The following is a 13,109-nucleotide window of genomic DNA, read 5'->3' as shown; positions in this document are numbered from 1 at the left end:
GCGCATGCAAGGCCGGCCCCGCCCGGGATGAACGGCCACGACCGGCCGCATGCCCCTAGAATCCCCCTCATGTCCCCGCCGACTCCCGTCCTGGCACGCAGTTCCCGATTCGCGTCGTGGCCCGCATCGCGCACGGCTCGCCTGCATGCCGCTGCCTTGCTGCTGGCGCTGCTCGCCGCGCCGGCGGCGGTATTCGCGCAAGCCGAACGCTACGCCATCGATCCGGTGCATACGCGGGTGATGTTCGAAATCTCGCATGCCGGTTATTCGCAGGCGATCGGCACGGTGTCGGGCAGCACCGGGACGCTGGTGTTCGATCCCGAGGACTGGGCCAGCGCGCGCGTCGAGGTCAGCGTGCCGCTGGCGCGGCTCGACCTGGGCGACGACAAGTGGAACCGCGCGGCGCTCGGCGGCAACCTGCTCGACGGCGACGGCCATCCGCATGCGCGCTTCGTGTCGACGCGGGTGGAGCCGGTCGATGCAACCCACGCCCGCGTCTTCGGCACGCTGACCCTGCGCGGTGTGTCGCGCGAGGTGCAGCTCGACGTGGCGTTCAACCAGCTCAAGCGCTACCCGCTGCCGCCGTTCCGCCGCACGGCCGGCTTCTCGGCGACCGCGACGATCAGCCGCAAGGCCTTCGGCATCGACGCCTGGCCGACGGTGATCGGCGACAGCGTCACGCTGCGCATCGAAGCCGAGGCGCAGCGCGTGCGCGGCGGCGACGCACGCGACGACATGCGCGACGACAACGACAGCCAGGCGCCTTCCGAAGACACCAGCCCCGCCGAACCGACCACGCCCCCGGACCCGACGCCATGACCTGGAAGAACACCGCCGACCGCTGGGGCCCCGTCAGCCAGCTGCTGCACTGGCTGATCGTGCTGCTGGTCCTGATGCTGGCGATCGTCGGCCTGACCCTGGACGAGCTGCCGAAGACGCCGAAGTACTTCTGGGTCTACACGATGCACAAGTCGGTCGGCATCACCGTGCTGGCGCTGGTGCTGGTACGCATCGCCTGGCGGCTGTACGCGGGCACGCCGAAGCCGGTGGCCGGCACGCCGTCGTGGCAGCTGCGGGTCGCGTCGCTGACCCATTTCCTGCTGTACGCGCTGCTGCTGGCGATGCCGCTGTCGGGCTGGCTGTACGACTCGGCCAGCGGGCTGCGCCCGTTCCGCTGGTTCGGCCTGGTGCTGATGCCGAAGCTGTCGGCGCCGAACCAGGGCCTGAGCGAACTGTCGCACGATGCGCACGAACTGCTGTTCTGGGTGCTGGTGGCGCTGGTCGCGATGCACGCGGCGGCGGCGTTCTACCACCACCTGTTCCAGAACGACGCGACGTTGACGCGGATGCTGCCCAGACGGCGCAGTCGCGACTCTTCGAATCACCGGTAGGAGCGGCCCATGGCCGCGACGGGAACGATCGCGGCCATGGGCCGCTCCTACATGTCCCCACAGGAGTCCTGACATGTCCCACAAACTCACCACGCCGGCTGCCGTTGCCGCCACCCTCGTCGCGCTGCTGGCCGCCGCGCCCGCATCGGCTGCCGACTACGTGCAGGACGCCGGCTCGACCCTGGTGTTCGCGACCAAGTACGACGGCGAGGTGTTCACCGGCACCTTCCCCGGCTTCTCGACGAAGCTCAGCTTCGACCCGGCCAACCTGGCAAGCGGGAAGCTCGACGTCACCATCCCGCTGGCCGGCGCAAAGACCGGCAACGACGACCGCGACGCCACCCTGCGCGGCAGCGACTTCTTCAACGTGGCGAAGTTCGCCCAGGCGCGCTACCGCGCGACCGGGTTCCGCAGCCTGGGTGGCGACCAGTACGCCGCCGACGGCACCCTGGAACTGCGCGGCGTGAGCAAGCCGGTCACCCTGACCTTCACCTGGACCCCGGGCACCGCGCCGGTGCTGGCGGGCAAGGCGACGGTGAAGCGGCTGGCGTTCGGCGTCGGCGGCGGCGACTGGTCCGACACAGCGACGATCCCCGACGAGGTCGCGGTGAGCACGAAAGTGGTGTTCAAGCCGGCCCGATAGCGGCACCCGCCGCAGGTCGGGGCTACAGCCCCGACGGCTCTTGGCCGCGCGCATCTGCTGGACGGCGACGACGGGTTACGCAGGGATCAGGCGCATAGCGGAGCGTCGGGCGCGCAGGCCCGAGCTACGGCTGGCTCTTGGCCGCGGGCATCCCGCAGACGATGACGATGAGTTACGCGGAGCGTCGGGCGCGTAGGCCCGACCTACGGCTGGCTGTTGGCCGCGGAGCATGCAGCGGGCGGCAGCGATGGATTGCGCGGAGGCGCCCAGGCGGCCTACCCCGTTGCCCAGCCCGGGACAACCCTAGGTAGGGCACGCCCGGGATGGCCGGTGCCGTGGCGCGATGTTGGAATCGACGCAGCTGGAGCACGGGGAGCTCGGGCGTCACCTTCCGCGAGCGCAAGGAGCATCCATGGGCATTTCGCCGGTCTCTTCCCAACACAACCCGGCCGCGCGCAACGCGCAGGCCAGCTACACCATCGAGCACGGCGACACGCTGTCGGCCATTGCCCGGCAGAACGGCGTCTCGCTGTCGGCGCTGCTGGCGGCCAACCCGCAGATCCGCAACCCCGACGTCATCTATCCCGGCGACCGGCTCGACATCCCGGGCGGCGGTTCGCCAGCCGGTTCGACCGGCAGCGCGGGCAACGCCAGTCCCGCCGGCGACGTGGCGTCGACCGGCGGCAAGTTCGACTACGACCGGATTTCCGGCGTGCAGGGCAACCCCAACGTGACCCCGGCCTTCATCAAGGGCGTCGAGGACATGGCCGCGCGCCTGGGCACCAAGCCCGAATACCTGATGGCGGTGATGAGCTTCGAGACCGGCGGCAGCTTCTCGCCCGGGCAGAAGAACAACGCCGGCAGCGGCGCGACCGGCCTGATCCAGTTCATGCCCAATACCGCCTCCGAGCTGGGAACCAGCACCTCGGCGCTCTCGCGCATGAGCTCGGTCGACCAGCTGCAGTACGTCGAGAAATACTTCATGCAGCGCGCCGGTGCGCACAACGGCAAGCTGTCCACGCTCGAAGGCGTGTACACCTCGGTGCTGTACGGCTCGCCCAAGTCCGATCCCGCCTCGACGCTGTGGTCGAGCGGCAGCAGCGCCTACCGGTGGAACAGCGGGCTGGACCGGAACGGCGACGGCCGCATCACGGCCGGCGAAGCGGCGAACGCGGTGCGCGGCCGCGTCGACGGCAACATCGACCAGGGCGGTTCGTCGATCCCGGACAAGCCGGGCCCGACCGACCCGGGCAAGGGCGGTGGCAACAGCGGTGGCACCAGCAGCAGCTATACCGTGCGCTCCGGCGACACGCTGTCGCAGATCGCGGCGAACAACGGCATGTCGCTCGATGCGCTGATCCGCGCCAATCCGCAGATCAGCAACCCCAACCTGATCCATCCGGGCCAGGCCATCCACCTCTCCGGCGGCGCGGGCGGTGGCAGCTACACCGTGCGCAGCGGCGACAACCTGTCGGCCATCGCGGCCAGCCACGGCGTTTCGCTGTCGGCCCTGGTCAACGCCAACCCCCAGATCCACAACCCGAACCTGATCTACCCGGGGCAGCAGCTGCATATCCCGGGTGGCGGCGGTACTTCGGGCACTTCAGGCACTTCGGGAACCTCGGGCACATCGGGGACGTCAGGCACTTCGGGCACGTCCGGCACCGGCAACGGCAACATCGTCGACATCGCCCAGCGCTTCCTCGGCCGCAACGCCTCGGACCTCAAGCGCAGCGGCGAGCTGCCGATGGAGTCCTGGGTGCCGAACAACGTCAACTGCGCCAACTTCGTCACCGCCGTGCTGCAGAAGGCCGGGGCGATCAACTGGCACGACAACACCGTGGCCGGCACCGCCAGCAGGCTCAAGGCGCAGGGCTGGAAGGTGGTCCCGGCAGCGCAGGCCAAACCCGGCGATGTGTGCATCCTCAACTACGGCGGCCACGTCGAACTGGTGGCCAGCAACAACAACGGCAACGTCAAGCTGATCGGTTCCAACAACATCAACCCCGACGGCTCGCAGCAGGTCAGCTACGGCAATCCCTACGGCAACGCCTACTACCTGTCGCCTCCTTGATCCCCCAGGGGATGGCGGGCGACGACGCCCCAATCGTCGTCACCCGTCGGCCCAGCCCCCCGGGCCACGGACGAACGGTCGCGCAAGCGGCCGTTCGTCTTGTCTGGCTCGCACGTTGTCCTGTTTGCACACGGGAATGACGCGGCGCTTCCGGCCTGTCGTTGCGGGAGCGGCTCCAGCTGCGAGCTGTTGCAAGGATGCGGCGCAAGAAGCAAGCCCGCCTGCGCCGAAGGCATTTCCTCGGCGTGCCTTGCTGCTGTTTCCTCGGCATGCCTTGCTGCAGGCGGTTTTGCGCTTTCCAGAATCAACCGCGCGGGGTCGCGAACGCCCGCGGCTGGAGCCGCTCCGGCGAATTACGGCAGGCGCCGCATCGCGCGTGGGCGCCGGGCCTGCCGGCGCGGCGTCATTCCTCGAACAGGGCGTGCGGCGCGCCGTACTTCTCCGGCCAGGCCAGCCACACCATGTCGGTTGGGCCGATCGCGTCGGCACGCAGCACCCATTGGCCGTCAACGCGCTGCAGCAGCGCCACGTAATCGGGCGAGACGTAGCCTTGTTTGGCCGCGTCCGCGAGCGGGGTGCCGGCATAGTCGATCACCGCTCCGCTTTCGTCCTGCATCCGTGCATACACGAATCCCCAGCCTTCGCCGATGCGGACCTGTTCAACCGCGAAGCGCACATCGCGACCCAGCTTCTGCCGTACCGGGGCGCGCGCCGTGTCGAGCAGCTGCTGGCGCTCGCTGCTGCCCTTTTCCGGGGTGTGGATGGCGTCGGCGGCGTAGCTGCTGTTCATGAGGATCATGCCCAAGAAAAGGAAAGGAAGGCGTTTGCGGATCGGCGTGCGCGGCAGCGGCATGCTTCGCATCGGTCTGCTCCTGGCGCGGCGGCGCGTTGCCGCGAACCGGGCCAGTATCGCCATCACGGCGTTAACGATGCGACTAGGGCCTGCCCTACCGGGCCGATCCCTGGCCTGCCGGCCCTATCGGGCGAGCCTGCGTTGCATAACCTGCAACCACCACGCACGGACACGCTCGGCATCGAATGGCCAGTCCAGTTCCGCGCCGCCAACCGTGTCGCGCAGCACCGGCACGCGCGCGCCGTACGCGGTTTCCAGCGCATCCACGTCGTCGATCCAGACCGTGTCGAACTCGGGCACGCGGGCGGCGGCGAGCACGGCCAGCGCCTGGTCGCACAGCGGGCAGTCGTCGCGCTGGATCAGCTGCAGGCCGGGAGCGGCATTCGTGGTGGAAGGATTCATGGCGGGGGCCTCCATGGCCGGAGCCGGCCCTTGCTCGCGGTTGGCGGCATAGAATACCCGCATGGCCGTCAGCACCTTCGACCTCTACAAGATCGGCATCGGGCCGAGTTCCTCGCACACGGTGGGGCCGATGCGCGCCGCGGCGCGTTTCGTCGAGCACTGGCTGCAGGACGCTGGCCGGCTGCAGGACGTGGCGCGCATCTGCGCCGAAGTGTTCGGTTCGCTGGCCCTGACCGGACGCGGCCACGGCACCGACAAGGCGGTGCTGATGGGCCTGGAAGGCCACTGGCCCAACCGGATCGATCCGGACATCATCCCCACCGCGCTCGAACGCATCCGCGGCGAAAAGCGCGTGCTGCTCGGCGGCATCCACGCCGTTGCCTTCGACGAGAAGCGCGACCTGGTGATGAACAAGCGCCAGAAGCTGCCGTACCACACCAACGGCATGCGCTTCACCGCGTACGACGCCAGCGACGGGATCGTGGCCACGCGCGACTACTACTCGGTCGGCGGCGGTTTCGTGGTCAACCAGGACGAGGCGGCGGAAGACCGCATCGTCGCCGACACCACGCCGGTGCCCTATCCGTTCCACAGCGGCGACGAGCTGCTGGCGCAGGCCCGCGAACACGGCCTGAGCATCGCGCAGCTGATGATGGCCAACGAGAAGTCCTGGCGCAGCGAGGACGAAATCCGCGCCGGCCTGCGCGAGATCTGGGACGCGATGCAGTCGTGCATCAACCGCGGCATCGCCCAGGGCGGCACCCTGCCCGGCGGCCTGCACGTCTCGCGCCGCGCGCCGGCGCTGCATGCGGAGCTGTCGAGCAAGCCGGAGGCGGCGATGCGCGACCCGCTGACCACGCTCGACTGGGTCAACCTCTACGCCCTGGCCGTCAACGAGGAGAACGCCGCCGGCGGGCGCGTGGTGACGGCGCCGACCAACGGCGCGGCCGGCATCCTGCCCGCGGTGCTGCGCTACTACGACCGCTTCATCCCGGGTTCGAACGAACAGGGCGTGTTCGACTTCCTGCTCACCGCCTCGGCGGTCGGCATCCTCTACAAGGAAAACGCCAGCATCTCCGGCGCCGAAGTCGGCTGCCAGGGCGAGGTGGGCGTGGCCTGCTCGATGGCGGCAGCGGGTCTGACCGCGGCGCTGGGCGGCAACCCCAGCCAGATCGAGAACGCCGCCGAAATCGGCATGGAACACAACCTCGGCCTGACCTGCGACCCGATCGGCGGCCTGGTGCAGATCCCGTGCATCGAGCGCAACGCGATGGGCGCGGTGAAGGCGATCAACGCCTCGCGCATGGCGCTGCGCGGCGACGGCAAGCACAAGGTCTCACTCGACAAGGTCATCAAGACCATGCGCGACACCGGCCGCGACATGCAGGACAAGTACAAGGAAACCAGCCGCGGCGGGCTGGCGGTGAACGTCATCGAGTGCTGAGCGACCCCTCTTTCTTGTAGGAGCGCTTGTAGGAGCGGCGGAAGCCGCGAACTCTGGTGTCCGGAGAAGAGCGAAAAGCTCTCGGCTTCCGCCGCTCCTGCAGGAGCAATCCTGCCTCCCCCTTTCACGAGCCCGCTGCGCCGCCGTCCCTATCCTTGGCGCGATCCGCTTCCGGACTCCGCCATGCACCGCCCGCTCCTGCTCGCCCCGGCCCTCGCACTCGCGTTTGCCGCCGCGCCCGCTCCGGCCGCGCAGCCGCCGTTCTACGGCCCGCGCCTCGAAGGCTTCGCCTATCCGCATCCGGTCAGGCATTTCGAATTCGAATCGCAGAAGCAGGCGCTGTCGATGGCCTACATGGACATTGCGCCCACGGTCGAAGCCAACGGCCGCACGGTACTGCTCCTGCACGGCAAGAACTTCTGCGCCGCAACCTGGGAGTCGGCGATCACCGCGCTCGCAGGCGCCGGTTTCCGCGTGATCGCGCCGGACCAGGTCGGCTTCTGCAAATCGAGCAAGCCGCGCCGCTATCAGTTCAGCCTCGGCCAGCTGGCCGACAACACCCACGCGCTGCTGCACTCGCTGGGGATCACGCGCGCGGTGGTAGTCGGCCATTCGATGGGCGGCATGCTCGCGGCGCGCTACGCGCTTCAGTACCCGGACGGGACCGCGCAACTGGTGCTGGTCAACCCGATCGGGCTGGAAGACTGGCGCGCCGAGGGCGTGCCGTGGCGCAACGTCGACGCGTGGTACGCGGGCGAGCTCAAGACCAGCTTCGACAGCATCAAGGCCTACCAGCAGAAGGTCTATTACGGCGGCAAGTGGAAACCCGAATACGATCGCTGGGTGGCGATGCTCGCCGGCATGTACGCCGGGCCCGGCAAGGCCGCTGTGGCCTGGGACCAGGCGCTGGCGTCGGACATGATCTTCAACCAGCCGGTGGTGTACGAATTCCCGCGCATCCGCGTGCCGACCACGCTGCTGATCGGCCAGCGCGACCGCACCGCGATCGGCCGCGACCTCGCCTCGCCCGAGCTCGCCGAACAGCTCGGCGACTACCCTGAGCTCGGCAAGCGCGCCGCGCGGCTGATCCGCAACTCGCGGCTGGTGGAGTTCGAGGAGCTCGGCCACTCACCGCAGGTGGAGGCACCGGCGCGCTTCAACGCCGCGCTGCTCGAAGCGCTGGAATAGACGCGCCGGTGGCGGTATCCGCCGCCGATGGCAGGCCTGCGGAAGGCATCCAGACGCCGGCAAGCCCGCGAACACCCGACCCGTGCCTGCCATCAGGGTGGGCATCCGCGGAGTCGCGGTCGCCGCGCAGGTGCCGCGCTGCCAGAGGCGCACATGTGGTGATCCAGTGGTTCCCGCGTCCGCGCGTCCCCGCGCTATCGCCCGGCCACGATGCGCAACAGGTCATCCACCAGCGCCGCCGCCGTTACCCCCGCGCCTGCGCCCGGGCCCTGGATCAGCAGCGGCTGGTCGCGGTAGCGATCGGACCAGATCGCGACGCGATTGTCGGTGCCGGCGCCGGCGGCGAGCGGATCGGCGCCGTCGAGAGCCTCCGGCCCCACCGTCGCGCGGATGCCGCCGTCGTCGTTGCACTGCAGGCGGGCGATGAAGCCCAGTTTCGCGCTGCGCTTGCAAGCCGCCGCATAGCGTGCGCGCAGCGGCGCATCGAGGTCGCCCAGTGCAGCGTCGACAGCGTCGTGCGAAGCGGCCGCCAGTGCGGGCGTCAGCAGCGACTCCACGGCCACCTCGCGCGCTTCGAGCGCGATGCCGGCCGCACGCGCCAGGATCAGCAGCTTGCGGCGCACGTCCTCGCCGGACAGGTCCTCGCGCGGGTCGGGTTCGGTATAGCCGGCGTCGCGGGCCTGGCGCACGAAACCGGAGAATGGCCGGCGTCCGTCGTAGCGGTCGAACAGCCATGCCAGCGAGCCCGAGAGCACGCCGGCGATCGCACGGATGCGGTCGCCACCGGCGCGCAGGTCGCGGATCGAACGCAGCAGCGGCAGCCCGGCACCGACGGTGGCGGCGTCGCCGTAGCAGGCGCCGCCTTCCAGCTGCGCGCGCGCGACGGCCCGCGCGCGCTCGCCATCGGCACCGGCGCCGAGCTTGTTGGCGGTGACCACGTGGATGCCGCGCGCCAGCCATTCGCCGTGCCAGCCGGCGACCAGGTCGCTGGCGCTGGCATCGACGAGGATGTCGCCGCGGCGCAGCGATTCGGCCTCCACCCACGGCGACCACGGGCCCGGGTGCGGCGGCGCCGCGCGCAGGCGTTCGAGCGCAAGTCCGGGCACGCCGTCGACGCAAGGGTCCAGCGCGCGCGAGTTCGACAGCCACGCGAACGCCGGCAGCGGCACGCCCGCCGCGCGCAGCGCGTCGCAGCGGGCGACGAAGGCGCCGCCGACGTTGCCGGTCCCCAGCAGCGCGATGCGCGGCGGATGCGCGGTGCGCGCGGCCGCGACGGCAGCAGGCAGGGGCAGGCTGACGACGTTGTTCATGCGTCCACCTTCGCGGCCTGGCGGCGGGTGGCGCCGTCGATCACCGCCTGCGCGCGCGCCAGCGCAGCGGCGAGGTCGGCATGCAGGTCGGCCAGCGCCTCGATTCCGACCGACAGCCGCAGCAGCCCGTCGGAGATCCCGGCATCGGCACGCGCTTCCGGCGACATCGCCGCGTGCGTCATGGTGGCGGGATGCGCGACGAGGCTTTCCACCCCGCCCAGCGATTCGGCCAGGGTGAAGCACTGCAGGCCGTCGAAGAAGGCGCGCACCGCCAGTTCCCGCGCCGCATCGTCATCGCCACCGAGCTCCACGCCCAGCATCGCGCCGAATCCCTTCTGCTGGCGCGCCGCCAGCGCGTGGCCCGGATGCGTCGCCAGACCCGGGTAGTACACCTGCGCCACCGCGGGATGCGCGTCGAGCTGCGCGGCGATCGCGGCGGCGTTCTCCTGGTGCACGCGCAGGCGCGCGTCCAGCGTGCGCAGCCCGCGCAGGGTCAGGAAACTGTCGAACGGCGCGCCGGTGATCCCCAGGCAGTTGGCCCACCACGCGAAGCGTTCGTGCAGCTCCGGCGTGCGCGCGACCACCGCGCCGCCGACCACGTCGCTGTGGCCGTTGATGTACTTGGTGGTCGAATGCACCACCGCGTCGGCGCCGAAGTCGATGATCGGGGTTTGCAGCGCGGGCGACAGGAAGGTGTTGTCGACCACCGCCAGCGCGCCGGCGCGGTGCGCGGCGTCGATCACGAAGCGCAGGTCGGTGACGCGCAGCAGCGGGTTGGACGGCGTCTCGATCCACACCACTTTCGGCGCCGGTTGACCGTCTGCAGGCGAAAGCGCCGCGGCCAGAGCGCGCGGATCGGTCAGGTCGGCCAGCACCAGTTCGAACGCGCCCTTGGCCGCCAGCGCCTTGAACAGCCGCCAGCTGCCGCCATACCCGTCGTGCGGCACGACAAGGCGGTCGCCGGGTTGCAGCAATGCGTGCAGCACCAGGGTGATCGCGGCCATGCCGGTGGCGGTGATGGTGCCGCCGGCGCCGCCCTCGAGTTCGGCCAGCGCTTCACCGAGCAGGTCGCGGGTGGGATTGCCGCTGCGGGTGTAGTCGTAGCGGCGCTTGTCGTTGAAGCCGGCGAAGCTGAAGTTGCTCGACAGCACCAGCGGCGGGGTGACCGCGCCGAAGGCTTCGTCGCGGTCGATGCCGGCGCGCACGGCGCGGGTGGCAGGCCGGCAGCCGGCTTCCGCGGGCAGGTCGTGCAGGCTCATGGCGCACCCCCGTTGGCGCGCAGCGCGGCGGAAAGAATCGCGTCCATGCGGTCCGGCTCCTTGAGGAACGCGTCGTGGCCGTAGCGCGAGCGCAGCAGCCGCAGCTTGCCCAGCGTGCCCAGGCCTTCGACCAGGGCCACGGCGTCGGACAGCGGCACCAGCCGGTCGCCTTCCACCGCCACCACCACGGTGGGGATGCGCACCTGCGCCGGATCCACGCGGTGCAGGTCGATCGATTCGGACAGGCGCCGGAACGCGGTGGCCGGCGTGCGCCCGACGTAGCGGGCACCGACGGCATCGAGGTAATCCTCGGCCGCGACGCGCACGCGGCCGTGCACGAGTTCGGGCGCGGCGTCGAAGCGCTGTTCGAACTCTTCCGGCGTGCGATACGACAGCATCGCGAACTGCCGCGCCAGCGACAGCCCCTGCCCGTCCGCGCACTGCAGCTGGCCCAGGTCCACCGCCTTGCGCTGCAACGCGCGCCACGCCGCCGCATATGGATGCGGGCGGTGCGCACCGCTGACCGCGACCAGCTTGCGGACGCGTCGCGGATGCCGCACGGCCAGCTGCAATCCCACCAGCGCGCCATACGAATAGCCGACCACGGCGTGCAGCGCGTCGATGTCGAGCGCGTCGAGCAGGCCGCGGATCGCATCGGCCTGGTCGGCCGGGTCGATCGGCGCGTCGAGCGTGCCATCGGCGCCGATGTAGTCGAAGGCGAGGATGCGCCGGCGCGCGGGATCCAGCGCACGTCCCGGGCCGACGAGGTCGTTCGCCCAGCCAGCCTCGGGAAAGCGTGCGCTGGCGGCGACGTGCCGATGCGCGGAAATGCCGCCGGCCACCAGCACCACCGGCGCATTGGCCGCGCCGACGACCTCGAACGCGACGCGCACGCTGCGCACGCCGGCATGGCGCATCGGCAGCAGGAGGTCGACGTGTCCACGCAGCGCGGGCACGGACGCGGACGCATGGTCTTCGGCCGGTGGCGCGAAGCAGGGCTGGAAGTGCGGGACGGGACTTTGCCCGGCAGGGCTTTCGACAAGGCTCATTGGCGCATTCCGATGGCGGGGAGAGCCATCAAGTCGCGCGGGGCATGCCGAAAGCGGCCGCGTGGCGGCACGTGCGAGCCCGCCGCAAAGGAGGATCCGCAACCATCTTCCGGTGGACGCACAGGTCCCCGCAGGAATTGGCACCGCGATCGAGCGCATCCACAAGGGAAGCGCTCCATCAGGTTGCCCCGGCGTCTTCGGGCCTGTCCCTCAGCCGGTCTCGATGGAGCGCACAGGTTGCCCGTGGAATCCACACCTGTCAATCGCTTTATCGGCATGAAGCGATAAATTTCTCGAAGGAGTGGCCCCGGCCGCCTGTCGACCTGCCTGGACCGTCTCGCGCATACTCCGCCGATGTCGAAGAATGCCCTGTTCAGCATTGCCGCTGCCGTCTGCCTCGCAGCCTGCACCACGCCCGCGCCGCGAACGCCCGCGCCGCCGCCCCCCGCGAACGTCCCGCCCACCGTGGTGATCCCCGAACGTTATGTGTCCGCCGAGGATCCGCGCGACGAGCTCGACTCGCTGGCCACCTGGCCCGCCGAAGACGGCCAGACCTGGCTGATCGCCACCGCCAAGTCGACCCATTCGCTGGTGGTGTTCGACGCCGATACCGGCGAGCGCCTGCGCAGCTTCGGCCACAAGGGCCAGGCGCCGGGCGAGTTCAAGCGCCCCAACGGCATCGCGGTGCAGGGCGATCACCTGTTCGTGGCCGAGCGCGACAACCACCGCGTGCAGGTGTTCTTGCTGCCGGATTTCACCCCGCTCGGCACGTTCGGCGCCGACCAGTTGCGCAGCCCCTACGGACTGTGGATCCACGAAAGCGCACCGGGCGAGTACGAGGTCTACGTCACCGACAGCTTCATGGAAGGCGAGCATTACGACGTGGTGCCGCCGTTCGACCAGCTCGACCGGCGCGTGCGCCGCTACCGCATCATGTTCGGCGACGACCAGGCGCGCTTCACCGTGCGCGACGAAGGTTCGTTCGGCGACACCAGCGAGGCCAAGGCGCTGCGGATCGTCGAATCAATCGCCGGCGACCCGGCACAGCAACGACTGCTGGTCGCCGACGAGTTCACGTCCGGCGAAGGCGGAACCCACGCATCCAACCTGCGCGAGTACACCTTCGACGGCAAGCCGACCGGGCGCGAGCTGCCCGTGGGCACGTTCGAGGCCGAAGCCGAAGGCGTGGCGCTGTGGAGCTGCACGCCGGACGCCGGCTACTGGGTCGCGGCCGACCAGCGCTATCCGCAGACCCATTTCCTGCTGTTCGACCGCGACACCCTGGCATCGCGCGGCGGATTCATGGGCGAGGTCACCGCGCATACCGACGGCATCGCCCTGCATGCGGCGACGACCGCCGCGTTCCCCGCCGGTGCGCTGTTCGCGGTGCACGACGACAAGGCGGTGGCTGCGTTCGACCTGGGCGAAGTCGCCCGCGCGCTCGACCTGGACCCACGCTGCGTCCAGTAGCGGCGCAAACGAAATCGCCGGCCCGA

General features: G+C 70.2%; 12 protein-coding genes and 1 riboswitch. Of the genes, 7 read left to right on the top strand and 5 right to left on the bottom strand.

Annotated elements, in window-relative coordinates:
- Nucleotides 1–159 precede the first annotated feature (159 nt).
- From H570_RS0101610 to H570_RS18730, 4 genes are all read left to right on the top strand, one after another.
- Nucleotides 160–819, top strand: coding sequence for a YceI family protein (locus H570_RS0101610; RefSeq protein ID WP_425411537.1), 660 nt, complete (start codon nucleotides 160–162; stop codon nucleotides 817–819).
- The gene (locus H570_RS0101605; protein WP_027079223.1) at nucleotides 816–1,391 is read left to right on the top strand and encodes a cytochrome b; all 576 of its coding nucleotides are present in this window, start codon (nucleotides 816–818) and stop codon (nucleotides 1,389–1,391) included. The genes H570_RS0101610 and H570_RS0101605 overlap by 4 nt, the downstream gene beginning before the upstream one ends.
- A gap of 73 nt (nucleotides 1,392–1,464) precedes the next feature.
- The gene (locus H570_RS0101600; protein ID WP_027079222.1) at nucleotides 1,465–2,034 is read left to right on the top strand and encodes a YceI family protein; all 570 of its coding nucleotides are present in this window, start codon (nucleotides 1,465–1,467) and stop codon (nucleotides 2,032–2,034) included.
- A 412-nt stretch (nucleotides 2,035–2,446) separates the two neighbouring features.
- The gene (locus H570_RS18730; protein ID WP_051175966.1) at nucleotides 2,447–4,108 is read left to right on the top strand and encodes a LysM peptidoglycan-binding domain-containing protein; all 1,662 of its coding nucleotides are present in this window, start codon (nucleotides 2,447–2,449) and stop codon (nucleotides 4,106–4,108) included.
- Between the two features lie 403 nt (nucleotides 4,109–4,511).
- Here the strand turns inward: H570_RS18730 and H570_RS17980 are convergent, their stop codons facing one another.
- Entirely contained in the window at nucleotides 4,512–4,961 is a 450-nt protein-coding gene (locus H570_RS17980) for a hypothetical protein (RefSeq protein WP_051175965.1), read from the bottom strand.
- A gap of 123 nt (nucleotides 4,962–5,084) precedes the next feature.
- Nucleotides 5,085–5,363 carry a glutaredoxin family protein gene (locus tag H570_RS0101585; RefSeq protein WP_027079221.1) on the bottom strand — a complete coding sequence of 93 codons (279 nt, stop codon included), beginning with the start codon at nucleotides 5,361–5,363 and terminating at the stop codon, nucleotides 5,085–5,087.
- Nucleotides 5,364–5,424: 61 nt separating this feature from the next.
- Between H570_RS0101585 and H570_RS0101580 the strand changes: the two genes are divergently transcribed.
- On the top strand, nucleotides 5,425–6,807 hold the full coding sequence (locus H570_RS0101580; protein WP_027079220.1) for an L-serine ammonia-lyase: 1,383 nt from the start codon (nucleotides 5,425–5,427) through the stop codon (nucleotides 6,805–6,807).
- A gap of 183 nt (nucleotides 6,808–6,990) precedes the next feature.
- Nucleotides 6,991–7,995: an alpha/beta fold hydrolase gene (locus H570_RS0101575; protein WP_027079219.1), complete on the top strand. Its 1,005-nt coding sequence runs from the start codon at nucleotides 6,991–6,993 to the stop codon at nucleotides 7,993–7,995.
- Between the two features lie 194 nt (nucleotides 7,996–8,189).
- Here H570_RS0101575 and H570_RS0101570 read toward each other — a convergent pair whose 3' ends face one another.
- Genes H570_RS0101570 through metX form a run of 3 tightly spaced genes read right to left on the bottom strand, consistent with a single transcriptional unit; the run spans nucleotide 8,190 to nucleotide 11,613 of the window.
- Nucleotides 8,190–9,305, bottom strand: coding sequence for a homoserine dehydrogenase family protein (locus H570_RS0101570; RefSeq protein ID WP_027079218.1), 1,116 nt, complete (start codon nucleotides 9,303–9,305; stop codon nucleotides 8,190–8,192).
- On the bottom strand, nucleotides 9,302–10,564 hold the full coding sequence (gene metB / locus H570_RS0101565; protein WP_027079217.1) for a cystathionine gamma-synthase: 1,263 nt from the start codon (nucleotides 10,562–10,564) through the stop codon (nucleotides 9,302–9,304). The genes H570_RS0101570 and metB overlap by 4 nt, the downstream gene beginning before the upstream one ends.
- Complete coding sequence (metX, locus tag H570_RS0101560; RefSeq protein WP_084499606.1) at nucleotides 10,561–11,613, bottom strand: homoserine O-succinyltransferase MetX; 1,053 nt, start codon at nucleotides 11,611–11,613, stop codon at nucleotides 10,561–10,563. The genes metB and metX overlap by 4 nt, the downstream gene beginning before the upstream one ends.
- A 99-nt stretch (nucleotides 11,614–11,712) precedes the next feature.
- Nucleotides 11,713–11,843, bottom strand: a riboswitch (SAM riboswitch).
- Between the two features lie 124 nt (nucleotides 11,844–11,967).
- On the opposite strand from metX, the gene H570_RS0101555 reads away from it, so the two are divergent.
- Complete coding sequence (locus H570_RS0101555) at nucleotides 11,968–13,083, top strand: NHL repeat-containing protein (protein WP_051175964.1); 1,116 nt, start codon at nucleotides 11,968–11,970, stop codon at nucleotides 13,081–13,083.
- Nucleotides 13,084–13,109: the final 26 nt, after the last annotated feature.

This window comes from Luteimonas mephitis DSM 12574 (genome assembly GCF_000422305.1).
Classification (GTDB): Bacteria; Pseudomonadota; Gammaproteobacteria; order Xanthomonadales; family Xanthomonadaceae; genus Luteimonas; species Luteimonas mephitis.
This window is presented reverse-complemented; position numbering and strand designations above follow the sequence as displayed.